Genomic DNA, 26887 nt, shown 5'->3' with positions numbered 1-26887 from the left:
GGAGGATAACAATGAGTTTAATGATTATCATTATATTTCTAGTAATATCAGTTGTCTCAGTACAGATAATGAGCAAGAGAACAAAGGAATTTCTTCACATGGTGCAGCTGGAAGGTTATCTGGCTGACCACTATTTGAAGTGGTTGTCAATGAATAAGAAGAGAGCATATAGTCTTTCCAAAGAGGAAATGACAATAAAGAAGCCACTGGTTATGACACAGAGAGCAACAAGGTTAAATCGGGCTAATTTCATATTGTCAGCTGTAATTATTGCATTGCCTGGCTTATTGATCTACACAATTACAAACAATACAATTGTTGGAGGAGTCTTTCTCCTGATAGGAATTGCTGGGGTATATTACTATCAACCTATTATTATTGCTGGAGCAGCAATGATAATGAAGCCAATTGAGGATAATATTAACATGGGATTCTATAGATCTGCTCAAAATAAAATCAAGACAAGAGAGGATCTTAGTGTTGTAGGGATTACTGGAAGTTTTGGTAAAACGAGTACAAAGTTTATTGTAGGGACAATTCTATCCCAGAAGTTCAGTGTGTTGAACACACCTGAGTCATATAATACTCCTATGGGATTATCCAAAGTAATAAACAACGACCTAAAAGATGATCACGAAGTTTTTGTTGCAGAAATGGGTGCGAAAAAAATTGGAGAGATCAGGGAAGTGGCACAGCTTGCACAACCTAAAATTGGAATACTTACATCAATTGGACCAGTTCACATAGAAACTTTCAAGAATATAGATAATATCATGAAAACAAAGTACGAATTGATTGAGGAGCTTCCGACTGACGGGGTAGCAGTTTTTAATTACGACAATGAATTCATTAGAAAACTCGCTGATAAAACCTTTAAGGAAAAGATGCTATATGGTCTGGAGAACGTTGATAAGTTGGATATCTATGCTGAGGATATAGTAGTCACTGAAAATGGCTCTGAATTTACTCTTAGAGATAAAGAAGGAAGCAGTATCAGATGTACTACAAGGCTTTTAGGAAAGCACAATATCTATAATCTTTTGGCAGGGGCATGTGCATCAAAGATACTTGGCCTTACATTGGAAGAAATCAGCAAGGGAATTGAAAAAGTTGAGCCTATTGAACACCGTTTAAATCTTATTGAATCAGCAAGCGGCGTTATTATAATCGACGATGCTTTTAATTCTAATCCAGTTGGCACAAAGGCAGCACTAGATGTCCTTTCACAGTTCAAGGAAGGAAGAAAAATAATTGTTACACCTGGAATGATAGAGTTAGGTGAGATGGAAGAGTCAGCAAACCATGAATTTGGGGTAAATATTGGTAAAGTATGTGATTTTGTTATTCTGGTGGGAGAACAGAGAACAAAGCCGATTTACAAGGGACTTATGGATACATTGTTCAATCCTTCCAACATATTTATTGTAAACAATTTACAGGAGGCGACAGAGCAGATAGGCAGAATAACAAAAGCAAAGGATGTTGTTTTGTTTGAAAATGATCTACCAGATAACTACAGTGAATAGCAAGAGGAGGTCTCACAATGAAAAAAGTAGGTATACTTTTTGGAGGAAGAAGTGTTGAACACGAGGTTTCAGTAATAACAGCAATGCAGATTATTGAAAATTTGGACAGAAGCAAATATGAGCCTGTGGCAATCTATATTAACAAGGAAGGTCAGTGGTTAACGGGCAAATCACTTCTTAGCTTTGAGAGCTACAAGAACAATGATTTCAAGGATGCCAAGAGAATAGTGTTATCTCCAAATCACAACGATGGTAACCTTTATACACATCCTGAGGAAATGGGGATGTTTGGAAAGAAAATAATAGAGACGGTTGATGTTTTTTTTCCGGCATTTCATGGTACTAATGGAGAAGATGGATCCTCACAAGGTTTGTTGGAATTCGTAAACAAACCATACGTTGGAGCAGGGCTTCTTGCATCATCAGTTGGAATGGATAAGATTGTAATGAAAGATGTCTACAAGGCCAATGGCATACCAGTGGTTGATTATATTTGGTTCTACAGAAGTCAGTGGGAAAACGATAAAATTGGATCAATTCAAGAAGTTGAGAGTAAACTTGGATACCCGGTATTTGTAAAACCTTCAAATCTTGGTTCAAGTATTGGTATTTCAAAAGCAAAAAATAGAGAAATGCTCGAGATAGCTCTTGAAATTGCGGCGAGCTACGATAGAAAGATTATTGTTGAGAAGGCTGTTGAAGAACCTAGAGAAATAAATTGTGCAGTAATGGGATATGATTTTGAAGTAGAGGTTTCAGAGTGTGAGGAACCGCTAGGCTGGAGTGAAATACTTTCATTTGAGGATAAGTATGTAAGAAAGGACTCAAAGACTACAGATTCCGCTGGATGTAACAGAGCAATACCAGCTAATCTCGAGGACAAAACAAGATTGGAAATAGAAGAGCTGGCACGAAAAGCATTTACTGTCATAGATGGAAGAGGAAACGCAAGAATAGATTTCCTAATAGATAAGAGTGGAAAGGTATTTGTAAATGAAATAAATACTCTTCCAGGTTCAATTGCATTTTACCTATGGGAAGGCAGGGGCTATGACTTCAAGGCATTGGTAAATAGAATGATAGAAATTTCCCTGATAACACATAAAGAAAAGAACAGTAATATGTATGTTTACGATTCAAATCTGTTCAATAGAACTCAATTTGGCGCGAAAACAGGTAAAATGTAAGATATTTAAAATATCTTACATTTTTTTTCAAAGAGAGGGTAAATACTAAGTATTGAAAGAAGGGGGATTTGCGATGATTTTACGGGAAGAGATTATAAAACTGATGGAAAGCAAGAAATACAAGCCGCTTCTCAAAGAAGAACTTGCTGCCAGATTCAATATTGGAAAGAAGGAGCAAAAAGATTTCTTTAAGATATTGGATGACATGGAAAAAGAAGGACTAATACTAAAGGCTAGAAATGACAGATATGGTCTTATCAATCCTGAGTTTCTTGTAATTGGAAGATTGGAAGGAAATGAAAAAGGCTTTGGATTTGTAATATCAAAGGATAGACCGGGGGAAGATATCTTTATACCTGCTGATTCGATGAATACAGCGATGCATGGTGACAAGGTTGTAGCCAACCTGATAAAGGGTAGACAGGAAGGAAGAAAGCAAGAAGGAAGAAAGCAGGAAGGCGAAGTAATAAGAGTTCTTGAACGAGCCAATGAGTCAGTAATAGGTACTTATGAAGACAGTGGAAACTTTGGATTTGTAATTCCTGACAATCACAAGATTGCTTATGACATATTTATACCTAAAGGAAAGACACTAAAAGCCAAGGACGGTCAAAAAGTTGTGGTAGGAATCGAAAAATGGCCAGAGTTCAGGAGAAATCCAGAGGGTTCTGTGATTGAAATACTTGGGTATCTGACTGATAAGGGCACTGATATATTGTCAATTATAAGACAGTTTAAGCTGCCGGAAGAATTCCCTGAAGAGGTGAGGGCGGATGCACTTAAGGTGCCATCAGTAATCGATGATCAGGAGATCAGAAACAGAAAAGACTTACGGGAACTAAATATATTTACAATAGATGGAGCAGATGCAAAGGACTTGGATGACGCAATTTCAATTGAAAAGCTACAAAACGGAAAATTCAGACTTGGAGTGCACATCGCAGATGTAACTCATTATGTAAGACCAGGAACCCAGTTGGACAAGGAAGCACTGAAGAGAGGAAATTCTGTCTATCTACTTGATAGGGTTATACCAATGCTGCCACATGAACTGAGCAATGGAATATGTTCACTTAATCCTAATGTAGACAGATTGACAATGACTGTTTTTATGGATATAGACAAGAATGGAAAAGTAGTCTACCATGAGATACATGAATCAATAATTAATAGCAAGGCAAGGCTTGTGTATGATGATGTTTCGGATCTTCTTGAAGGAACAGATGAAAAAGCAGCAGAAAAGCTTGCATTAGTGGCGGATGACATATTCCTCATGAAAGAGTTAATGGATATTCTTAGAAGACACAGAGATAAAAGAGGAAGTATTGATTTTGATTTTCCTGAAACCTATATTGAGCTGGATGAAGATGGAAAGCCCGTTGATGTAAGAAAGCGGGATAGAAGAATTGCCAACAGACTTATTGAAGAATTTATGCTTGTAACAAATGAGACAGTGGCAGAAAGATTTTTCTGGGAGGAAATTCCTTTCCTTTACAGAATACACGAGGAGCCAAAAAGTGAGAGAGTAGAGGATTTTCAGAAGTTCATTCATAATTTTGGATACTCTATGAAGGGCAAGGAGCTTCATCCAAAGGATTTCCAAATTTTAACTCAGGAAATCAAAGGAAAAAGAGAAGAACCGGTAATATCAACATTACTTTTAAGAACCATGCAAAAAGCAATATACAGTGCTGAACCAGGCATTCATTTTGGATTGGCAGCTCAGTACTATTCACACTTTACATCACCAATAAGAAGATACCCAGATCTTCAAATACACAGGATTATAAAGGATTCACTCCATGGACAGTTGAGTGAAAAGAAACTGAATCTGCTGGAAGGATTGCTGCCTGAAATAGCCGAGCATACTTCAATGACAGAGAGAAGGGCTGAGGAGGCCGAGAGAGAGGTTGACGATCTTAAGAAGGCCCAGTATATGGCTGAGCGAATCGGCGAGGAATACGAAGGCCTGGTGTCTTCAGTGACCAGCTTTGGATTATTTGTACAGCTTGAGAATACAATAGAAGGACTAGTACATTTCAGTAATATGGTTGATGATTTCTACTTCTTTGATGAGGACAACTATATGATAGTTGGAGAGAGAACAAAGAAAGCCTACAGATTGGGTGATCCTGTAAGAATAAAAGTCATCGGTGCTGATATCGGCAAAAAAAATATTGACTTTCAGCTTATAAATGAGGAAGTTGACACAGAGGATTAAATTTGCTAAACTCAATTACGACAAAATTATTAAAGGATGAAACTAATGAAGAAAACAGGCACAAAATTAATAGCATCTAATAAAAAAGCAAGACACGAATTCTTTATAGAGGATACCTTTGAGGCTGGAATTGTACTTAAAGGAACGGAAGTAAAGTCCATCAGACTGGGCAAAGTGAATATCAAGGAATCGTACGCTTCCATCGAAAGAGGAGAAGTGTTTATAACAGGAATGCATATAAGTCCTTATGAACAAGGCAACATTCACAATGTAGATCCTGTGAGGAAGAGAAAACTGCTTCTGCACAGACGTGAGATTAGAAAACTGATAGGTGAAACCCAGCAAAAGGGATTCACCTTGGTACCACTTTCCATTTATCTGAAGGATGGTCGTGTCAAGGTTGAGATTGCTCTTGCAAAAGGTAAGAAGTTGTTTGATAAGAGACAGACCATGGCTAAAAAAGACGCCGAAAGAAGAATACAGCAGCATTCCAGCGAAAAATACCAATAATGGTGTAATTGACAGAAAGTCGAACATATGTTATAATTCATATGTAGCAAATAAGAGGGGGCGAATTTGGTTTCGACGGGAATACGGAATCAGGAGTAGCGAGCCGTTGTCGCCAAGCAACGAAAAAAGTGGCAAAACTAATTAAACGCAAACGATAATTACGCATTAGCAGCCTAATTTAGGCGCTCGATTTAACCGGGATTCCCACGACCTGGATTGAATCGTCATTTTAGTGGGGAACCGAGTCCGGCAAAGCTTTGAGCTGGAAACGGAACTTATGAAGCTACCGAAACTCATATCCTGTCAGTAGGAGATGAGCCGGGGGAATCTTAAATTGCTGGCTGCGCTCGGAGAAGCTCTTGTGGAAGGATTTTCGGACGTGAGTTCGACACTCACCGCCTCCACCATTATAACATCCAAATTTTGATACAAAATAGAACCCGCTGATTTCAGTGGGTTTTTAGTATTTTTTGAAGAATTTTATGCAGATTTATGTAGAAGATATCTGAACTTAAATGTCACGAGCTAGAAGATTTACATCAGTAGAACGATGGTGGCCAAATATCGAAAGAAGGCCATCCGTGAGCTAGAAACCCTTTATGCCATTCACAATTCACGATAAGGAAATGGCAGAGTATATGTTGAGTCTTTTAATCAGCTAAATTTTACCAATGACCATATAGGTTACAATATAAATAAATACGACTAAAGTAAAAATAATGTATTCATAGAATAAAAAATATAAATAAGACAGTGTTATTGTGCTCTCATATTCTCGGTTCCACCGATAGTGACGCACCATCAAATAATAAGAAATTATACTTGTGAATACCATAAATATATAAATATAAGGTTCGTTACCTATCGTGAGAGGCCTTAAAATAAATGTCCCCATTACGTGAATAATATAATAGATAAGTGATATCTTTAACGCCAAGTGTAGGATTGCACACACAAGACTTTTAACATATTCCTTGTTTTTAAAATCCGGTAAAAACTTATTCATTATTATAAGCAATAGAAAAGGAAGAACACCAACAGCCAAGACATAATAAACAGTGCTGAATAATGCAGCTAAGACCACTGCCATAAGAAACATACCAATAATTCTAGTGGGATTAATGGTTAGAGCTTCTGTTGTCTTTTCAACAAGGTCTTGATTGGATGATGCAAAATAAATGACTTTATTGTTATCAACTAAGTCAAAAAATACCAGTCCCTGATCCTCACCAAATTCAAAGTAACTTGAACTTAGACTTAAATTCTTTGTTTTTGTCAGCGGTGTAATTTGGGTTTCTTGATCTTCAGACACAAGAACCACTACGCAGTTTACACCGTAATGTACACTTTCTTGAATTAATATTTTTACTTGATCATCTTTTACATCAAGGATTGTAGGTGGGCTGTCATGTATAGAAAATATTCGACGGTAATCTGTTAGCTTTTTGGATGTGTGAATGTCGTACCGGTGAACAGTCAGATTGTTTTCACCATATCTGGGATCCTTCCAAACAAAAATACCGGTTACAAGGTCCTCTTCTACGTGGAGATCTCGAATAAATTTTAAATGGGTATTGGTTGAGCCTTCTTCTATTAGAAAGTTTTTTTCAATCTCTAAATCTTCATTGAACTGAATATAAACAAGATCCACTTCATTGGCATTATTGATAGTAGCCATCAAATGGTAGATGCCTGTGCTTTCGTCTTGATCCAGCGAATATGATTTTATAGGACCTGCCAGTAATGGCATGACTTTACCAGGGTCTTCAACATTCATACCATAAAGATCAGAAGCATGCTGAAATACAATGGTTTGACCGTTTCTCAAAAAAAATTTCACTTCTTCTGCAATTCTTGTCCGCTTAAATTCAAGGGTATCTAAATCAATTAAGACCTTATATAAATCGTCTTCAAGGTACATAATTGTAAGGATGCCTTCATGATCTATACTGGTTGAAATCTCTCTTGCATGAAATAAGTTCAAATCAAGGACATCTTCTTCAATGACTTTTCCTAATCTAGATACTTTATATAACTTGACTAGTTGATGATCAACTGCAGTGACGAGTATTTCCGCATCCGATAGAACTAAAGTACTTACATGACTATCTATATAGTTTTTTTCTCCCGACTTAACTGTACCAATCTCAACTTCACGACTAAAACCCTCTGAAGGTCCAGAGGCTAAGAATCTCGACATAGTAAACCCATATAAACATAGTAAGATAAAAATGATAATGATCATGGGTCCTTTGTTGGATTGATTAAAATATGATTTGATTTTAAACATGATATCCCCCAATTTATACAACCTAGTCTAATATTATAAAACCAGACTTACTTTCCTTATTATGATATCACAAAATGGCTTTAGAAAAAGATATTTTACTTAAACTTAGTTTGATGTAAAAGATTGGAAGAGTTCCAACAATTGTGAAAGTTTTGGCGACATTTGAATAGTTGAATTGAGATGTTTTGAATTAGGTTATTGAAGTGAGAGAATATCGTATTTTACGGTACTTGCTAAATCATTTGCACTCAGGTTTTGAGTTTTGAATAGCGTATTCAGGGTATATGACAGACATATATAGTACTCATTACAAGCTAGGATATTCAGGCTGATAAATAAGTTTGACTAATTGGCGTTGATAATGGCTTATAGGATAATAATGTACAATGATTGCATGGATTGGAGCATTTTTGCTATTTGACTTATGAGCTATCTAAAAGGACAGATTATTAAAAAACAGATTATTAAAAAAACAGGGATATTTTAGACAACATTCAAAAGAAATGAAAGGAGATGTGCTATGAGTGAACATGGAAGATGCCCGGTAACGGGAGCAACCGGAACTAGGCCGATCAAAGGAACAACCAACAAGGATTGGTGGCCGGAACAGTTGGATTTAAAAGTGCTGCAGCTGCACTCAGAGAAAGTCAATCCAATGGGAAAGGATTTTTGCTACGCTAATGAATTCAAAAAGCTGGATTATTATGCTTTGAAAAAAGATTTACATGACCTGATGACGGATTCACAGGATTGGTGGCCTGCAGACTATGGTCATTATGGTGGATTGTTTATCCGTATGGCATGGCACAGTGCCGGAACTTATAGAGCCGGTGATGGAAGAGGTGGTTCGGGTTCAGGTAACCAGAGATTTGCACCTCTGAATAGTTGGCCTGATAATATAAATCTGGATAAAGCTAGAAGGTTGCTTTGGCCAATTAAGAAAAAATACGGTAAGAGCATCTCCTGGGCTGATCTGATTATTCTTACAGGTAATTGTGCCTTGGAATCCATGGGTTTCAAGACTTTTGGATTCGGTGGTGGACGTGAAGATATCTGGGAGTCTGAAGATGATGTTTATTGGGGAAAGGAACAGGAATGGTTGGATGATAAACGTTATTCCGGCGAAAGAGACTTGGAGAATCCCTTGGCGGCTGTCCAGATGGGGCTGATCTACGTTAACCCAGAAGGACCTAACGGTGTTCCTGATGCTGTGGCATCAGGAAAAGACGTAAGAGATACGTTTGAACGTATGGCAATGAATGATGAAGAAACTGTAGCCTTGGTTGCTGGGGGTCATACCTTTGGGAAATGTCATGGTGCAGCCAGTCCGACTCATGTAGGACCGGAACCTGAAGCAGCTGATTTGGAAGAAATGGGACTAGGTTGGAAGAACAGTTTTGGTGACGGCAAAGGGGACAGTACTATTTCAAGCGGTATTGAAGGACCTTGGAATTCCACACCAACAGAATGGGATATGAACTATTTCGATACCTTATTTGGACATGACTGGAATTTGGTGAAAAGTCCTGCTGGAGCATGGCAATGGGTACCTTCAGATCCGGAGGCTCATAACATCCCAAGTGCACAGGGCACCTATAAACAACCGCCGATCATGACAACAGCCGACCTCTCTTTGCGTATGGATCCAATTTATAAACCGATTTCCAAATATTATCATGAAAACCCTGAAGCTTTTGCAGATGCATTTGCCAGAGCCTGGTTTAAGTTGACCCATAGGGATATGGGTCCAAAATCAAGATATCTTGGACCGGAAGTCCCGAAAGAAGATCTTATATGGCAAGATCCTGTACCAGAAGCAGATTACAAGATGATTGATGATAACGATATCGAGTTATTGAAAAAAGAGATATTATCCAGCGGATTAAGTGTATCCCAATTGGTCAGAACAGCATGGGCTTCCGCATCAACCTTTAGAGGTTCTGATTATAGAGGTGGTGCCAACGGTGCACGAATTCTACTTGAGCCCCAAAGGAGTTGGATTGTCAATCAACCGGAAGAATTGGAAAAAGTGATTGCAGCATTGAAACAGATTAAAGAAAATTTCGATGCAGATAATGGAGAAAAAAAAGTATCAATGGCGGACCTTATTGTTTTGGGTGGTTGTGCTGCAATAGAATTGGCTGCAGAAAAAGGTGGTTACAATAAAAAAGTGCCTTTTGTGGCTGGCAGAACAGATGCTACACAAGAGGAAACAGATGTAGCAGCTATGGGACTTCTTGAACCAAAGGCAGATGGCTTTATCAATTACGCGAAGAACCCCAAAAACCCTTGTCCTGAAGATCTTCTGATAGATAAGGCGCAACTGTTGAAACTTACAGCACCGGAAATGACTGTATTGCTTGGCGGCATGCGTGTACTAGGTACAAATTATGGTAATGCTCCATTTGGGATTTTGACAGACAAACCGGGTACACTTAGTAATGACTTCTTTGTAAATCTCTTGGATATGGGCACCACCTGGAAACCAATGGACGATCAAAAAAGCACATTTGAAGGCTTTGATCGTGGGAGCGACGAAAGGAAGTGGATGGCATCAAGAGTGGATCTCATTTTTGGTTCTCATGCACAACTAAGGGCATTTAGTGAAGTATATGCCAGCGATGACAATCAGGAAAAGTTTGTAGATGATTTTATTAAAACTTGGGATAAAGTAATGATGTCAGATCGTTTCGATGTTAAATAGGAGGATATATAAATATTAAAGTAATTAGAACACTGTATCCTTAACACCAAGGGAAAAGCAATGGGGACGGTTCCTGTTGCTTTTTCTTCATTATTTTTTTGTTGATATCCACCAAAAATCATATTGAAATTAATTAACTATTTCAACAGACTTTACGACTTGTTTGGAAAGCAGAAAGAATCGTCTCCAATGCTTTATTTTGAATTTTCCATACATATCCTACTGGAAAGGGAAAAACTTTATAATTGAGTGTCAACTAATGATATTATAAAGATCCAGCATGACAAATCGACAAAGTAATAAGTAAGTAGATGGAAATCCATGTGAATAAGGGAAGACTGTTAACAAAAATTTACATTAGGATGATTAAAGGGAGTGTTATTATGAATAACAAGAAATACCTAATAGTGGTTATTATCGTGATCACTATAATAGCAGCATTCAGCAGTGAACATGAGCTCCCTTCACAGGAAGACAGGTTGAACTGTTCACCAGCATTTCCAGAAAACCCAGTAAAACAATCCATAATTAACAATTCCGATCAGACATTCATTGAAATAAAAGAGTGAGCGAACAGTTCTAACCAAGAAAATTAAGCAAAAATAACCGTCCCTAATGCTTTTTTCTATTCATAAGCAAAACCCAGGGTATAAATCCTGGGTTTATTTGACATGCATAATCAGAATTGTTACATCATCCTTGAGTCTTTCGATGCTTCCTATGTGATCATATAGATTTCGCTTTAGTTCTATCTCTAAATCACTAGCATCCAAAGAATGATGTTTCTTTAGAAAATTTTTCATTTTATCTTGACCATAAATTTCATTGTTCACATTTCTAGCTTCAACCAACCCATCAGAGTACAACAATAGCTTATCGCCAGCTTCCATTTGCATTTTTCTATTCTCATAAGTCGGCAAAATATAATCACCAAGCTTGCATATGGAAAAACCTCTGGAATTGAGTTCCAGGATTTCACCTGAGTTTTTAATGACATATGGTGAAACATTCATCCCTGCGGAAGCATAAGTGAATAATTTGGTCGTTTTATTATAGATACCATATAGCATCAGGATATAGGTTTCATCATTAAAATTGGTTTCATTAAAGCTTTTGTATATTGAATCCAGGACTGCTTCGGGGGATACCACCTTCCCGAATTCATTCTCATCTTCTTTTAGAGGTTCTACATTCTGATTGGCAAATACAGTAAGCATTGCAGCAGAAACGCCATGTCCAGCTACATCACCTATATATATTGCTATATTGTCCTCATCTAGCTTAATAACATTATAGAAGTCTCCGCTTAACCTTTCAGCAGGTATATATTCAGCATGAAAAGATACTGACTTATCCTCGGGCAGATGTTCGGGCATAAGACTAAGCTGCATTTCTCTAGCATATTCGATATCCTTCATAAGCATTGAATTTGCATCTTCAAGATCTTTGGTTCGTTGCTTTACAATCAGATTGAGGTTATCTGAGTAATCGCTTAATTCATTTTTTGCTTTTTTCATTTCCCTGTATGGCTCACTTACATTGTCTATATAAATTGCTTTGTATAAAATGATGTATGCAATTATTTTATATATATGACCAATATAATTGAATGCGTCATAAACGCTTCCATAGTTGGTAAATGCGAATTCAGAAAAGATTAGAAATACAAGAGCCATCATAAATTGATGCTCACGGATCTGAGCTGTTTTTTTATATTTATACATTATAACTGCAAAGGTAATTGCCATTATTAAAATAATTATATACTCCATAATTATTTTTGTTATCGTAAGACCAGAATCTTCAATTAGCATAAGTGGAAATGCATTGGGATAATAAGTAGTTATTAAGAATAACAGAATCGAGAAGGAGAAGGTTAAGCCTGCAAATACACCTTTCTTGATATCAGTCTTAACCGAGTCTGGAATTAACACCGCCAGTAAAAAACCAAAGCTTCCAAATGTCCTTGAAAGAATCCACAAGGTTGTTGCTCTGTTTGCAGTTGTATTTGCTATAAAGAAGTCAGACATTCCCTTAAAACTGAAGGTATGGAGAGCATCAAGAGTCCCCATCATTAAAAAAGCACAGCCAAGAACGATCATGTTGAGTTTTTTTGATTCCTCATATACAAAATAGGATACAGTAAAAATTGAAAAGGAAACCAAGACACTAGCAAATTCGAATATCATATGCCATGTCAAGTAATCGGCAATAGACATAAAGCCCATAAACCAATCATTATTAATACCAGCTATCATATAAAGTATTATAGAGAATAATACTATTCGGATTATTCTTTTGTAGAGCATTAGATTTTTCATGTAGTTGCTCTTTTTATTATCCATAAACGCCCCCTGCTAGGCAGTTAATTGAGTAGCTTTGAGCTATTAAATATAGCAATTTCAATAAAATATCACACTCTGTAATTATACAAAAACAGGAACAATCTATCAAGTCATTTCCTAAATAAGCACTATTTTGATAATCACAATTGTCGATGAATTATTAGTAGAATGATGAGTTTTTAGGTCTACATAGATAGGCTGCCAAGAATGAAGCCTCTTGACAGCCAAATTTGTATGGTTAATTAACTAACATTTATAAGATTCTGTATTAGTTTTAGCTTGCATCTTCTATGGAAGATTTTAGATCCTTCTCAATATTTGATGCAATATCTGACAATCTATTGTCATTTAACATATCAACCAGCATTGATGGTCTAATCATACCAATAAAAACTGAATTGTCATTTTCGTATACTACTACTTTGCAGGGTAAGAAGTACCCTACTTCGATATTTTTTTCTAGTAGTTCTGCTGCTTGTTTTGGGTTGCAAACCTCTAGTATGTTTATATTCTTATCAAAATCCAACCCTTTTTCATGAAGCTTATCTTTGAAGCTTAGCTCCCATAGCACCCCGAAATTATAATTACTTAGACTTACCTTTAAATCTTCAATCGCTTTTTCAAAACTCTTGTTGGTTTTTACTTTATAGTTTATATCCATAAAAAATTCCTCCTTGAATTATTATACTTAGTTAAAGAATACCCTTTATATAGTTCAATATTCAAATCGTACAGTATAGTATAAAAAAAGTAAAAAGGTTTCCCTTTCTACTCTTGGTTTTTACTATTTACTTTTTATTCTTTAGCAATGCAAAGCCTGCTAGCATAAATGATGCTCCTAAACCGCTTAATGCTGTCGTTGCGGCTGCACCAGTAGCTGGTAATCTTGGCTCATTTGGAGCCTCTGGTTCTTCTGTAGCTTCTGGTTCTACTACTATAGCCTCTGTTTCAACTACAGCCTCTGGCTCATCTACTGCTTCCTGATCATCTCTATCGTCTCTATCATCATCAGAAATTATTATAGCTGGAGGAGTTGTTGTATCTCCATTGTTGCTTGTTTCATCCGCTATACTACAAACATCATTTGTTATTGTGTTGGTATTTAAAGTAACAGCTCCACCTAAAGCAAGTAGTCGTCCTTTTACTGTTGCACCTGTTGTTGCTGTTATAGACTCAGATGCCATAATGGTACCAACAAATTCTGAGTTAGCTCCTAATGTTGCAGAGCTTCCAACAACCCAATATACCTGACAGGATGTAGCACTGTTTATGTTTGAAACGATACTTGAACCTGCTGTTACTAGAGTTGAATCCATTAGAAATATGAATACTGCATTTGGATCACCCTTTCCATCAAGAGTCAATGTGCCAGTTAGTCCAAATGTACCTGATGCAGAATCATATACTCCTGGAATAAGTGTTTGACCGCCTAGCTCGGTTTCGATAGTAGTTGTTGGAGTTCTGCCTGTGGCATTGTTATAGGCTGTTAGCAAATCATCTTTTGCTTCGCTGGCAGTGGCTTCAGCTAAGTATACATCACCACTTATTGTTGCACTTGTTTCACCTGTAAATGCTGTTTTTGGATGTAGTCCAACATTTGATCCAGCACTACCACTAATAGTTGTATCTCCGGTATTTGTTATTGTGCTTCCAGCTAAAACTGCAAATGAGGATGCTGTTCCAAGATCGACAGCTGCTTCAGCTGCATTACCTATAGTAGGTATTACAAGCATAATTGCAAGCACTGATGCCAAGGCTATTGATGCTATTCGGTTATTATTAATTATTTTCAAAATTTACCACTCCCCTAATTCTAATTTAAATGATTATTCTATGAAACTTTCGCTTCTTTGTTATTGCTCATAATGTCAACCAGTTTAGCAATACTCCATGCCAATGCAGCGTACGCAAGCATTGCAATTATAAGAGCGGGTTCCAAAACCGATTGGGTTTCAATACCCTCTGACACAGCTATTCTAAAGATTCCATAGAATGGTGCCAAGAACAAATTGGTAATTGAATATATGATTGATACAAATGGACTTCCAGGGTTTGCGCCTAATACTTTTAAAACAAGTCTAAAAGCAAATAGAATCTCTAGAATTCCCAATATATAATATATGATTCTTTTTGCCTTAATATTTCCTGCACTTTCAGTTCTTTCAACATTTTCCATTTTAATACCTCCAAATAATTATTTTTTAAATTTTCCTTGATCTTGAATGTCAATTTGTTTATATAAAAAGATTCTTCCAATATATATGATTTAATCCATATTATATTTTGTGGTTAAAGCATAGACTCTAACTGTTAACTCCATTTGGTAAAGACTTAATGAGCTTGTCTGCAGTTTCACCATCCAGAGTCTCGAGGTATTCGAGAAATACTGAGAGTCTTTTATACTCTGAGATAGAGAATAGAACTGCATCTGATTGATTGTTTTTTAAAATAAATATCTTGCCAAATTTCTCAGCTTTATCTCTACAGGTTTTGTAGTTTTTAATCATATCTGAATTTGATACAATTGCTTCCATCAAAATATTCATTAATCTCAGTCACCTCTTTCTATTACTAAATACATCTTGCTCCACGAGTATACATCAATTATAACAATATAGCAAATAATATAACTAATAAAATATATAATAATAATACTAATTATAATAAGTATAATAATATGAATCAGGTATGCGTTCCGGTAGCTCAATTCGTATCAAGATATAGAAGAAAAAATATATTTTTAATTCAAAAGATATTTTATTAATCTAATTTCATTTCATTATTTATTTCAAAAAACAAAATTACCATCTTTGACCTTGATTAGTCTTAAAGATGGCAATTTTGATAGTTCATTTGATGATACATAACTTTTCAATATCCTTCTAGGTTCATATTACTGATCTACTTAGCGTCTTCTTTAGGTAGAGATTCCACTAGCTTCAAAATATCCTTTTCAGGGGTGTTATCCAGATGTTCAATGATACTTGAGAGTCTTTTGTATTCTCCGATAGAAATCAAGACTGCATCAGGTTGATTGTTTTTTAGTATGAATATTTTACCAAGATCCTCTGCTTTGTTTCTGCAAGCTTTATAGTTTTTAATCATATCAGAGTTTGAAACCATTGCTTTTGCTGTAAGTATCATCTTAATCTTCCTCCCGTCAGGTTCTCTCCACAATAAATAAAACATTTCGTCGATCCTCTATGATTTTATCATAGTAACCAAATTTATTAAACTATTATCCTATCTATTTTTAGACCATAAATGAAGACCAGATAATTTGCAATTCTTTTTTATTCCAGAATTTCAGATTTTGAACAAGTCCATCATATAGGAATATCGAACGATGGAAGATCGAAAATTAAATCATTCACAACAGGTATAACTGAAAAGGGGTATAATGAATATATGAGGATTCGAATTCTTAGCAAATTCGTTCAAAAATCATGAGTAATGAGTACTCAAATGATTTCAGTAAATTATTCACAAGGAGGCAAAAAATGAGTAAGGATTCATCTTATATATATGAAAATCGTATTATTCCAAAAGGTTTGTTGGTTGCAATCGGTGGAAACGAGGACAAGGAACACGACCTGCAAATCTTTAATACCATCCTGTCATTGGTAAATAAGAAGAGAAAGAGTATTGAAATAATCACTACAGCCAGTAGTTATCCAGAAGAAGCAGGTATGGCGTATTACAAGGTTTTTACCAGGGATAGTGAGAATAATGTCGGGTTGATGCATATATCGACACGAGAACAGGCTTCCGATGCTAGTCTCTTAAAAAGAATCACTACTGCGGACATTATTTTCTTCACTGGGGGAGATCAACTGCGTATCACCAGTGTTTTGGGTGGGACTCCAATTGAGAATGAAATTCTTAGGCGATATGAACAGGAATTTTGCATCATTTCAGGGACCAGTGCCGGTGCCAGTGCCATGTCAAAGACCATGATTTGTGGAGGGGATAGCAGGGAAGCTTTGCGTAAAGGGACTATTAATGTTTCAATCGGCATTGGATTGATAGACAATGCAATCATCGATACGCATTTTATAGAGCGTGGACGGTTTAGTAGATTGATGCAGATTGTAAGTATGAATCCAAGCAATATTGGAATAGGTATTGGGGAAGATTCTGGTATTGTCATAAAGGGCGGATGTATCTTAAAAGCCATAGGTCGTGGGATTACAGTTATTTTGGACGGGCAACACCTTAAGTATACAAATGTTGCGGATATTGACTCAGATGAAGCAATCGCAATAGAAAATCTAGTAATTCATACCATTGTAAATGGTTATGGTTATGACCTGTGTGAGAAAAAGTATCTTAGACCATATGATTTGGATAGGATCAATCGGATTGAAAGTGAGGGGAATAGCAGTGAAAATAATTGAGATGCGAGCCATAAGAGGACCAAATTACTACAGTAGACATCCAGTCATCTTTATGAAGCTGGATTTAGGAGAGCTTGAAGAGAAACCAACAGATACGGTTCCGAGCTTTAAGGATAATATCTCGATGATGATGCCAAGCTTGTATGAGCACAAATGCTCTCCAGGGGTGATAGGCGGATTTTTTGAGCGCTTGTTAACAGGTACCTGGGCTGGTCATGTCGTGGAGCATGTTGCCCTTGAGCTTCAATGTCTTGCAGGGCATGAAGTCGCTTTTGGGAAAACCTTCACCATGGATGAACCTGGAGTTTACAATCTTGTATATCGCTATGTGGATGAAAATACCGGTATACGGGCAGGTGAAATGGCAGTTGAAATTGTAGAAAAACTGTTTGAGGGAGTAACCACAGATGTAGAGCCATTGATTCTGGAATTGAAAAAAATTGCAGCGAACAGTCTACTGGGGCCATCAACACAATCAATAGTAGACGAGGCAACCAAGCGTGGAATACCACACCTAAGGCTAAATGAAGAAAGCTATGTTCAATTAGGTCAGGGAATTCATCAAAGAAGAATACAAGCTACAATGATGGATAATACATCTGCCCTGGGAGTTGAGATTGCAGATGACAAGGAAAGTACCAAGAATCTCCTGTCATCATTGGGAATTCCAGTGCCTGAAGGAAATTCCGCCCAAACAGAAGAAGAAGCATTACAGGTAGCAGAGACAATCGGTTATCCAGTAGTGGTAAAACCATTAATAGGGAATCATGGCAGGGGAATTACCATCAATGTTACAGATAAGGAAGAACTTGTAACGGCCTTTAGGATAGCAATAAAAATCTGTGAAACATGCCTGGTGGAAGAATATCTGGTGGGATTTGACTACAGAATCCTTGTCATAGATGGAAAATTTGTTGCAGCTGCTCTTAGGGAGCCAGCATTTGTTATTGGTAACGGTAAGGATACCATTAAGAAGCTTATCCAAGATATAAACAATGATCCAGAAAGAGGAATCGGTCATGAAAGGAATCTGACTCAGATTAAGATTGATAATATGACGGAAAGATTATTGGCAAGTCAGAATCTTGAACTAAATAGTATACTTGATGAGGGTAGAAAAATTTATGTTAAATCCACTGCAAATCTAAGTGCAGGAGGTACCGCTCTTGATGTCACTGAAAATGTCCATCCTCTCAACCAATTAATGGCGGAAAGAATTTCAAGAATTGTTGGATTAAATGTAATAGGAATTGATATAATTGCCGATTCACTGGAAAGTCCACTATCAAGCGGTCATTCAGGTGTTGTTGAGGTCAATGCAGCACCGGGCTTTAGAATGCATCTTAATCCTACAAAAGGAACACCAAGAAATATTGCTTCCAATATCGTTGACATGCTTTTTCCGCCTGGAACAATCCATTCTGTTCCAATTGTTGCCGTCACCGGAACCAACGGTAAAACAACAACCACCAGACTTATTTCACATATCCTTGGATTGAACGGAAGCACGGTGGGGATGACGTCTACAGATGCTGTAATCATCGACAACATTCCAATACTTAGAGGAGATTACAGTGGTCCAGAGGGAGCAAGCAAGGTAATGATGGATTCTACTATAGACCATGCAGTACTAGAGGTGGCAAGAGGCGGAATTCTTCGGAGAGGACTTGGATTTAAAGAATGTGATGTTGGAGTGTTACTTAATATCACTTCAGACCACCTAGGTGAAGGCGGAATCGACTCATTGGAGGAGCTTACACGATTAAAGTCAACAGTTACTGAATCTGTTAAATCATCTGGGTATGCTGTTTTCAATGCCGATGATCCGCTTGTTATTTCCTGTCTTGACAAAACAAAGGGACATCCGATTCTTTTCTCAAGGGACCCGGAAAATTCGGAGCTTAAAACCAATTTCGAAAAAGGGAATCTTAATGTAACAGTGAAGGATGGCATCATCATTGTTCAAAAAAAAGGATGGACTTCAACAGTAGCAAGTGTAATTGAGATACCCATAACTTTTGATGGGAATGCTGGATTCAATGTTGAAAATGTTATGGCAGCTGTAGCTGCTACAGCTGCCTTGGGATTAAATGAGACGCAAATAAGAGCAGGGCTTGTTAGTTTCAGCCCTTCAATTGGTCAGTCCCCAGGAAGAATGAACATAATCGATATGGGTGAATTCAAAGCAGTTGTTGATTACGGTCATAATACCGGGGCAATAATTGCGACGGGAGATTTTATCAAAGGCTTGATGCCGGGCAGAAAAATCAGGATGGCCTCTGGAGTTGGAAATCGTAGAGGTGATGATATAGTTGAATTTGGTGTTGCGCTTTCCAAGTACTATGATCATATAGTTCTATGCGATTCAGATCCAAGAGAAAGACATGTAGGTGAAACAGCAAGGCTTGTCAAGGAAGGACTGTTAAAGGGTGGGTTCAACCAGGATATGATAACGATGGTCTTGGATGAAAAAGAAGCCACAAAAGCGTCACTTGACATGGCAAGACCAGGTGACCTCGTGGTATTGCAGGTTGATAATATCACCCAGGTAATTAAAGACGTACTTGATTACAAGGCAAAATTAGTAGGAGCGCGTAAGAGTTAAAAATCAATCACCCAGGTTTACTAAACCTGGGTGTTAATTTGTGTGATGTTACGTTGTAAAAACTGCGTACATGTCCTATAATTGGCATAAGAGCTGATTTCCGAGATATAAGGAGTTGATATAGTTTGAATATACGAAAATCTTTTAAGTTGATATTGTTGATAGTGATATTTGTAATTCTTGCTTCGATGATAAGTGGTTGCAAATCTGGCACTGATGACTCAATTGAAATCGATGAATTTATGCAAGCCTATAATACCTATAGTAGCTACAAATATAGTGGGAGCATACTTGTTGCAAAGGGAGATAGGATTATACATAATAAAGGTTATGAAATGTCAGATTACGAGAATAATGTTATGAACACCATCGAGACTGCTTTTCCCATTGGATCAATAACAAAATCATTTACTGCTACAGCAATCCTGCAGCTTCACGAAAGAGGTAAATTGAATTTGGAAGACACAGTTTCCAAATTTATTGAGGATAACAATAGAGGAGACGATGTCACTATCCATCAGCTTTTAACACATACAGCAGGTATTGCAAGGGAGGGAAAGCTTTCTGGATCAAGAGAGATAACACTGGATGAAAATGTTAAGTTTATAAGTAACCAGAGGCTTTTATTTGAACCTGGGGAGGACTTTTCATATAGCAATGCAGGATATATACTCCTGGCATCGATAATCGAAAAGGTGTCAGGCCAATCATACAGTGAGTATCTGGAAAAAAATATCTTTGAGCCCCTAAGCATGAAAAGTACTTGGTGCGGGAATGACAGTTCCTACTCTGAAAACCAGGCACTTGGATATAGGAGAACTACAGGAGATCCAAGCCGTCTATTCATATACAATTTCTCAATGATAATTGGAAGCGGTAATATCTATTCTACATCTGAGGACTTGTATAAGTATGTCCAGGGTCTGAATGACGGTATACTGCTATCTCAGGAATCCATTGAAATGATGTATACTCCACATTATGGTGATTCCAACAATGGTTACGGCTATGGATGGGAAGTGTGGAAAATGAATGAAAATAGAGCTGTAAGCCATGGTGGAAACATAGGAGGAGGAGGCTATTCATCTTATCTATTGCAGTATCCGGATGAAGATTTAATATTTGTATTTCTTACAAATAATGATGACACAACCGCTTTGGATGCGGTTTCCAAAAGTATTGAGGCAATAATGTTTGAGGATGATTATGTAATTCCTGAAGATTCAGATTCCAAGAAAATCGAAGTTGAGTTACTGAAGGAATATGCTGGGGATTATTCATTCAACAATGTTTTGTTATCAATTACTTATAATGATGGGAAACTTTATTCAACAGCTGATGATGGAAATATTTACGAACTACTGCCCTTAAATGAGAGTACATTTCTTTATGAAGACCATCAGTGGATCAGAGGAAAATTTGTAAATGAAGATGGAGATATTAAGTACATACTACAGAACATAAATAATATTTTTGAATTTAAGAAGGTTAAGTAGCAACAGACTAAAAGCATATAAACGACCCCATCTATCATTGGATAAGAAATGCCACCTATTTAAAATAGGTGGCATTTCTTTATTTTACTTCATGTAATTACACATATAATTCAATAGCCTAAACTTTTGCGTTTTGCTTAGCTTTTCTAGCGTTAATTGCTTTCCAAGTTTCAGCATTCTTAATTCCAAGTTTATCAGGATCAAAAGTAGGTACTTTAATACCTGCTTTAAGTTGATCTTCGTAATCCTTCAAGGTAAGAATACCTGTTTTTGATAGTAGAAGTATAGCTACTACGTTTAACCATGCCATCAATCCAACTCCTATATCACCAAGAGCCCAAACCTCTCCAACTGTGCTTAGAGTTCCGGCAAATACTGATCCTAGGAATACTATTCTTGTAACTGTGATTACAGTGTGTCTAGTTTTACCCTTCTTGAATAGGTAGGCTACACCTGTTTCTGCGTAGTATCCATAAGCAAGAAGTGTTGTAAATGCAAAGAAGAAAAGAGCTACTGCAACAAATGATAGTCCAAAACCTGGAATAAAGGTGTCGACAGCATGCTGAGTGAAGGCAGGTCCATATTCAACACCTGGAGCACCTTCAAATATGATTGCATCTCCGTCATAAACATTGTACATTCCTGAAACAATTATCATAAATGCTGTAGCTGAACAAACGAACAATGTATCGAAGTAAACTGAGAAGGCCTGTACAAGACCCTGTTCTGCTGGGTGGTCAACCTCTGCTGCAGCTGCAGCCATTGGTCCAGTACCCTGTCCAGCTTCGTTTGAGTAGATACCACGCTTAACTCCCATTGATATTGCAGCACCGATGATACCTGCAAATGCTTGTTCTGCACCGAATGCACTACCGATAATGATACCAAATACTCTTGGTATTTCTGTAATATTAACTATCATCATAGCCAATGCAACAAGTATATATACAATCGCCATAATAGGAACTACTTTTTCTGCTACTCTACCAATACGTTTTACACCACCGAATATTATAAGTGCTAATAATAATACTATTATTCCACCAGTTATTGCTGGTCCAATGCTAAAAGCGTTTTGCATACTAACTGCAATAGCATTTGATTGAATACCTGGTAGGAAGAATCCCATTGCAACTACAACTGAAACTGAAAAAGCAACCGCGAACCATTTGATACCAAGACCCTTTTCGATATAGTACGATGGTCCTCCACGATACTGATCATCAACTTCATCCTTGTATACCTGCGCCAAAGCAGCCTCAACATATGCTGAACTTGCTCCAAGGAATGCGATTACCCACATCCAAAATACTGCTCCTGGTCCTCCCAAAGCAATAGCAGTTGCAACACCGGCAATATTACCAGTACCAACACGACCTGCTACAGCAAGAGCAAAAGCCTGGAATGAAGATACACCAGTCTCAGAAGCTACATTACCAAATAGCAAGGTAACCATTTTCTTAATTAGACGTACTTGAACAAATCGGGTTCTTAATGAAAAGTACAAACCTGTTCCTAGAAGTAGATAAACTAATGCATTACTCCAAATGACTGCGTTTAAAAAATCAACAATTGGTCCCATTCACTAACCTCCTTATAATTTGAATTATATGTGAATTACATGTGTAAATTATACTACATGAACGTAATAGAAGGCAAGCGATTTCATAGAAAATTCTCAACATTATGAATAGTTAAATTTTTGACAAGATAAATACAAAAAGTATTATATAGAAAAACAATTAATGACATATAAACGACATTTTACAGATGTCATAAATTATAATAAGAATGTCTGAATTATGGTAATTATAATAGAACATAGAAATAACCTGTCAAAGATAAGAAAGAATAGATCATTATAAGTAAGAGTGATTATATATGGGTGAGGATTGTTTCCAGCTTAGCATCCTGGTATCTAGACAGATTAAAATTAGTGACAATGATTAAGATTAAATAGCACACAAATTTCGAAATATCGAAAAAAGTGAAAATATTACGGAAATAATATTGAAAGCATATACCAACAATGTTATAATATTATCAAGCTAAGGAAAGGTGTTGATGGCTATGAAAGTACAAGTCAAGCTGTTTGCCACCTTCAGGAACGGAAGACAGGGGTTGCAGGAATTTGAATACCCACAGGATATACCTATCTCCACAGTACTGAAAGACCTATCATTATCTGAAAATGATATTGGTATGGCACTGGTGAACGGGATTCGCGCAACAACTGACAACAAGCTGCATGACCATGATGTTCTGGCATTGGTACCAGAATACAGACCAAGACATCACTAGGGATTAATCATAAAAGGCGTATTATCATAAGGAAATAGAGCGGCCTCTTTATTTCCAAAACCAATAAAAAATGATGCAAACTTCCGTTAAAGGATGTTTGTATCATTTTTATTTGGAATTACTTGTATTTGATCATCTGATCAAGCTCTTCAAAACTGTTGTATTCAATTGGATCTGAATCCTTTAAATAGGACTTGATTTGATCAATGAATCTCCAGGAATGCTCTATTTCATCCCATCTGGGGAAAAGTGTAGAGTCACCTGATATAATATCCAGCAGTAGTTTTTCATAAGCTTCCGGGAAGTTCCCAATTGCCTGACATTTGTGGCAGTAATCAAGAATTGTAGGCCTAACATCCAGTGTCAATCCTGGATATTTGGTATTGATCTGAAAAGTGATTCCATCTTCTGGATCTATTCTAATGATCAGTTGATTTGGTGGGACGCTTTCATTTGACCATTGTTTGTGACTGTGACTGTTTTCAAGGAAATCAACAATTATTTCAGATTTTTTTTCATCAAGATGCTTTCCTGTAATAAAATAGAATGGAACTCCTCGCCATCTTTCAGTATCAACTGCTACCTTAAGATAAACAAAAGTTTCAGTCTTTGAATCGGGCAAAACGTTTCTTTCACTCCTGTATCCATTATACTGACCAATAAAAACATTATCGGGATTAAAGTCTGTTTTTAAGTTTCTCAGCACATGGACCTTTTTATCGCGAATGTCATCAGTTTCAAAGCTTTCAGGAGGCTCCATCGCTACAAGGCTAAGCATTTGCATCAAATGGCTTTGGAGCATGTCTCTTAATGCACCAGAACGGTCATAATAGCTTCCGCGGTCAATAACTCCCTCCGATTCCTTGGCTAAAATAGTAATCTTTTTAATTCCATTACTACCCCACACATCCTCAAAAATTTTATTTGAGAAACGAACCACCAAAATATTTTGTATCATTTCTTTGCCCAAATAGTGATCAATACGATAAATCTGACTTTCTTTAAAGTATTGTTTGAGAAGTTGATTATATTCTTTAGCTGAAGCCAAATCTTCTCCAAAGGGCTTTTCAAAAACAATACGGACGCTGGGGTCCCCTTTTTTAGCTAGATTGAACGTACTGATACCTTCAGCGATTGTTGGCAGTAATTCTGGCGATGTTGCCAGATAGAATACAGTATTGGAATTGTTGAATTGGCAGTGGTTTTCTATAAAATTTCTCAAGCTATCATAGTCAGAAATGGATTCTATGTCCATCCTATAATACAATAGGTTATCTCTAAAAGAATCCCAATCAATTTTTTCTGTTACCTTATTAATGGCATCATCAACATATGTTTCTGTAGTAAGCTCCTTTCTGCCTACGCACACTATTTTTGTATCTCCGGAAAATGATTTGTTGGAGATAAGCTGAAATAAAGCTGGTAGAAGCTTTTTATAGGTTAGGTTGCCTGTTGCACCAAAAATTACAAATAAATTATTTTTCATGACTTCACCTTTTTTCATGGATGGCATGGCCACCAAATTCTTTTCGTATTGAAGCCACTACCTTTTCAGAGAATTTTCCCGTATCGACAGATTTGTACCTGGCGAATAATGCATTGGAAATAACAGGCATGGAGACCTTGAGTCTCAGTGCTTCTTCAACAGCCCATTGTCCCTCGCCTGACGAATCAACAATTCCTTGAATGTTTTCCAATCTGTCACTTTTTTCAAAAGCACCTAAAACACTTCTCATTAGAAGGCCTTCAATGATTGAACCGTTGCTCCAAACCTTGGCCACATTATGAAAGTCAATGTCAAACGGAGATGCATTAAGTAATTCAAAACCTTCCCCTATTGCCTGCATCATGCCATATTCAATCGCATTGTGAACCATCTTGACATAATGCCCACTGCCAGGGGCTCCTATATATGAATACCCGTTTTCAACTGATATGTCTTTGAATAAGGGGCTTAGATAATCAATAACCTCAGGCTCACCACCAACCATTGTACAGGCTCCGTTTCTGGCACCGTCGGTTCCACCACTGGTACCAACATCCACAAAGTCTATCCCAAGTGTTTTTAGCTTGTGATATCGTCTGATACTATCCTTGTAGAATGAATTGCCACCATCAATGACCACATCTCCTGGACTAAGGAACTCCAACAGCTCATCTATGGTATTATCAACAGCATCACCTGAAGGAATCATCATCCAAATGATTCGCTTATCTTTAAAAGAATGACAAAGTTCCTTGATGCTATATACACCTCTAATCCCTTCTTTTTCAATGCTTTCAGTTTTGTCAGAACTTCTATTGTATGCTATGATTTCGTGCTTATGGTCCCTTAGGTTCAATGCAAGATTATATCCCATTTTACCAAGTCCGATCAATCCAACTTCCATTTTAATCCTCTCCTTGTTTTCATCCTTAAACACTTTTACCCATATATAATTTTTCATCCCATTAAATGCTTAATTTATATGCTTCCTATACAAATAGTCTACTCAACCACAAACCATTGTACTGAACCATCTTTAGGGGCTACCATCTTGGTAGGTAAAGCTTCAATTGAATCAATATCTAAAACATCTTGCAAGATGGACATTTTTATTGAGCCGGCCGTTATAAAGGCAATATTTCTGGCATTGTTTATTAAGGGGAGGGTGAAGGACATACGTATAGGTGGAAATTTTGGAGCATCCACAAGATATGTGACCAGTCGTTTTCTTTCTTCCAAAATTGGATGATTTGGGAAAAGTGAAGCAGTATGTCCATCTTGTCCTAAACCAAGTATTATTAAATCGAAATTTGGAACCTCACTGGATTTAGTCCCAAATGTCTTCCTGATTTCATTTTCATATTCAATGGCAGAATCATAAGGTTCCAGATGAGTATCATAAGTATGGACCTTATTATCTGGAATGTTTACATATTTAAGAAAAACATTGCTGGATTTATTATGATTGCTGTCTTTACTTGTAGGAGGAACCAAGCGTTCGTCCACAAAAAAGACATGCCACCTGTTCCAGTCAAATGATTCTAATAATTCCTGATTTAAAATAGCCTCGGCAAAAATATCCATGGATGATCCGCCAGATAAACCTATTCTAAACTCACCTCGTTTCAGAATAGAATCATCATAGATAGATTTTACATATAGTCCCAAATCATGAGCAATCTTATCAAGTTGGTCAATTCTAACATTTGATTCTTTCATAAGGACACCTCCCATTTTTCATTGGTAGTGTCAAGTTTATCCCTTTAAAATAGCTATAAAATATTGTAATTTCAATAGTTATCAAAAAAAGATAACGACA

Annotated in this window: 21 protein-coding genes and 1 other RNA gene; 11 read left to right on the top strand and 11 right to left on the bottom strand. The window is 36.9% G+C overall.

Annotation, left to right across the window (positions count from 1 at the left end; translation table 11 throughout):
- The first annotated feature begins 11 nt into the window (after window positions 1–11).
- The 5 genes from ACOEN1_RS00110 (at window position 12) to ssrA (ending at window position 5851) form a co-directional block, all read left to right on the top strand.
- Complete coding sequence (locus tag ACOEN1_RS00110; protein WP_422484305.1) at window positions 12–1526, top strand: UDP-N-acetylmuramoyl-tripeptide--D-alanyl-D-alanine ligase; 1515 nt, start codon at window positions 12–14, stop codon at window positions 1524–1526.
- A gap of 17 nt (window positions 1527–1543) precedes the next feature.
- Window positions 1544–2713 (top strand): D-alanine--D-alanine ligase family protein, encoded by a 1170-nt coding sequence (locus ACOEN1_RS00105; protein ID WP_422484304.1) that lies wholly within the window; start codon window positions 1544–1546, stop codon window positions 2711–2713.
- Window positions 2714–2786: 73 nt separating this feature from the next.
- Window positions 2787–4934 (top strand): ribonuclease R, encoded by a 2148-nt coding sequence (gene rnr, locus ACOEN1_RS00100; protein WP_422484302.1) that lies wholly within the window; start codon window positions 2787–2789, stop codon window positions 4932–4934.
- Between the two features lie 45 nt (window positions 4935–4979).
- The gene (gene smpB, locus ACOEN1_RS00095) at window positions 4980–5444 is read left to right on the top strand and encodes an SsrA-binding protein SmpB (RefSeq protein WP_422484300.1); all 465 of its coding nucleotides are present in this window, start codon (window positions 4980–4982) and stop codon (window positions 5442–5444) included.
- Between the two features lie 56 nt (window positions 5445–5500).
- Window positions 5501–5851, top strand: a transfer-messenger RNA (tmRNA) gene (gene ssrA, locus ACOEN1_RS00090).
- A 251-nt stretch (window positions 5852–6102) separates the two neighbouring features.
- Here ssrA and ACOEN1_RS00085 read toward each other — a convergent pair.
- Window positions 6103–7734, bottom strand: coding sequence for a hypothetical protein (locus tag ACOEN1_RS00085; RefSeq protein WP_422484299.1), 1632 nt, complete (start codon window positions 7732–7734; stop codon window positions 6103–6105).
- 520 nt (window positions 7735–8254) lie between these two features.
- Here ACOEN1_RS00085 and katG point away from each other — a divergent pair.
- Complete coding sequence (gene katG, locus ACOEN1_RS00080) at window positions 8255–10438, top strand: catalase/peroxidase HPI (protein WP_422484297.1); 2184 nt, start codon at window positions 8255–8257, stop codon at window positions 10436–10438.
- Between the two features lie 383 nt (window positions 10439–10821).
- The gene (locus ACOEN1_RS00075; protein ID WP_422484296.1) at window positions 10822–11007 is read left to right on the top strand and encodes a hypothetical protein; all 186 of its coding nucleotides are present in this window, start codon (window positions 10822–10824) and stop codon (window positions 11005–11007) included.
- Between the two features lie 93 nt (window positions 11008–11100).
- On the opposite strand, the gene ACOEN1_RS00070 is transcribed toward ACOEN1_RS00075, so the two are convergent.
- The 6 genes from ACOEN1_RS00070 to ACOEN1_RS00045 all read right to left on the bottom strand — a co-directional run bounded on the left by ACOEN1_RS00070 (window position 11101) and on the right by ACOEN1_RS00045 (window position 15972).
- Window positions 11101–12783, bottom strand: a complete 1683-nt coding sequence (locus ACOEN1_RS00070; RefSeq protein WP_422484295.1) for an MASE3 domain-containing protein — start codon at window positions 12781–12783, stop codon at window positions 11101–11103.
- Window positions 12784–13057: 274 nt separating this feature from the next.
- Window positions 13058–13444 carry a DUF302 domain-containing protein gene (locus tag ACOEN1_RS00065; RefSeq protein ID WP_422484293.1) on the bottom strand — a complete coding sequence of 129 codons (387 nt, stop codon included), beginning with the start codon at window positions 13442–13444 and terminating at the stop codon, window positions 13058–13060.
- A gap of 127 nt (window positions 13445–13571) precedes the next feature.
- Entirely contained in the window at window positions 13572–14576 is a 1005-nt protein-coding gene (locus ACOEN1_RS00060) for an ice-binding family protein (protein ID WP_422484292.1), read from the bottom strand.
- A 38-nt stretch (window positions 14577–14614) separates the two neighbouring features.
- Window positions 14615–14959, bottom strand: a complete 345-nt coding sequence (locus ACOEN1_RS00055) for a hypothetical protein (protein ID WP_422484290.1) — start codon at window positions 14957–14959, stop codon at window positions 14615–14617.
- A 127-nt stretch (window positions 14960–15086) separates the two neighbouring features.
- Complete coding sequence (locus ACOEN1_RS00050) at window positions 15087–15329, bottom strand: hypothetical protein (protein WP_422484288.1); 243 nt, start codon at window positions 15327–15329, stop codon at window positions 15087–15089.
- Between the two features lie 355 nt (window positions 15330–15684).
- Complete coding sequence (locus ACOEN1_RS00045; RefSeq protein WP_422484286.1) at window positions 15685–15972, bottom strand: hypothetical protein; 288 nt, start codon at window positions 15970–15972, stop codon at window positions 15685–15687.
- 311 nt (window positions 15973–16283) lie between these two features.
- On the opposite strand from ACOEN1_RS00045, the gene ACOEN1_RS00040 reads away from it, so the two are divergent.
- The 3 genes from ACOEN1_RS00040 (at window position 16284) to ACOEN1_RS00030 (ending at window position 21281) form a co-directional block, all read left to right on the top strand.
- On the top strand, window positions 16284–17180 hold the full coding sequence (locus tag ACOEN1_RS00040) for a cyanophycinase (RefSeq protein WP_422484285.1): 897 nt from the start codon (window positions 16284–16286) through the stop codon (window positions 17178–17180).
- Window positions 17122–19785, top strand: coding sequence for a cyanophycin synthetase (cphA, locus tag ACOEN1_RS00035; RefSeq protein WP_422484284.1), 2664 nt, complete (start codon window positions 17122–17124; stop codon window positions 19783–19785). Before ACOEN1_RS00040 ends, cphA begins: the two co-directional genes overlap by 59 nt.
- A gap of 125 nt (window positions 19786–19910) precedes the next feature.
- A complete protein-coding gene (locus ACOEN1_RS00030) occupies window positions 19911–21281 on the top strand; it encodes a serine hydrolase domain-containing protein (RefSeq protein WP_422484282.1) in 1371 nt (456 codons plus the stop codon).
- A 118-nt stretch (window positions 21282–21399) separates the two neighbouring features.
- Here the strand turns inward: ACOEN1_RS00030 and ACOEN1_RS00025 are convergent, their stop codons facing one another.
- A complete protein-coding gene (locus ACOEN1_RS00025) occupies window positions 21400–22863 on the bottom strand; it encodes an alanine/glycine:cation symporter family protein (protein ID WP_422484280.1) in 1464 nt (487 codons plus the stop codon).
- Between the two features lie 488 nt (window positions 22864–23351).
- On the opposite strand from ACOEN1_RS00025, the gene ACOEN1_RS00020 reads away from it, so the two are divergent.
- The gene (locus ACOEN1_RS00020) at window positions 23352–23582 is read left to right on the top strand and encodes a MoaD/ThiS family protein (protein WP_422484278.1); all 231 of its coding nucleotides are present in this window, start codon (window positions 23352–23354) and stop codon (window positions 23580–23582) included.
- Between the two features lie 118 nt (window positions 23583–23700).
- Here the strand turns inward: ACOEN1_RS00020 and zwf are convergent, their stop codons facing one another.
- From zwf to pgl, 3 genes are read right to left on the bottom strand one after another with little or no spacing between them, the layout of a single operon-like run.
- On the bottom strand, window positions 23701–25086 hold the full coding sequence (gene zwf, locus ACOEN1_RS00015; protein ID WP_422484277.1) for a glucose-6-phosphate dehydrogenase: 1386 nt from the start codon (window positions 25084–25086) through the stop codon (window positions 23701–23703).
- Window positions 25073–26029, bottom strand: coding sequence for a phosphogluconate dehydrogenase (NAD(+)-dependent, decarboxylating) (gnd, locus tag ACOEN1_RS00010; RefSeq protein ID WP_422484276.1), 957 nt, complete (start codon window positions 26027–26029; stop codon window positions 25073–25075). The genes zwf and gnd overlap by 14 nt, the downstream gene beginning before the upstream one ends.
- Window positions 26030–26070: 41 nt before the next feature.
- Complete coding sequence (pgl, locus tag ACOEN1_RS00005; protein WP_422484274.1) at window positions 26071–26787, bottom strand: 6-phosphogluconolactonase; 717 nt, start codon at window positions 26785–26787, stop codon at window positions 26071–26073.
- Window positions 26788–26887 lie beyond the last annotated feature (100 nt).

This window comes from Gudongella sp. DL1XJH-153 (assembly GCF_049310905.1).
GTDB lineage: Bacteria > Bacillota > Clostridia > Tissierellales > Tissierellaceae > Gudongella.
This window is presented reverse-complemented; position numbering and strand designations above follow the sequence as displayed.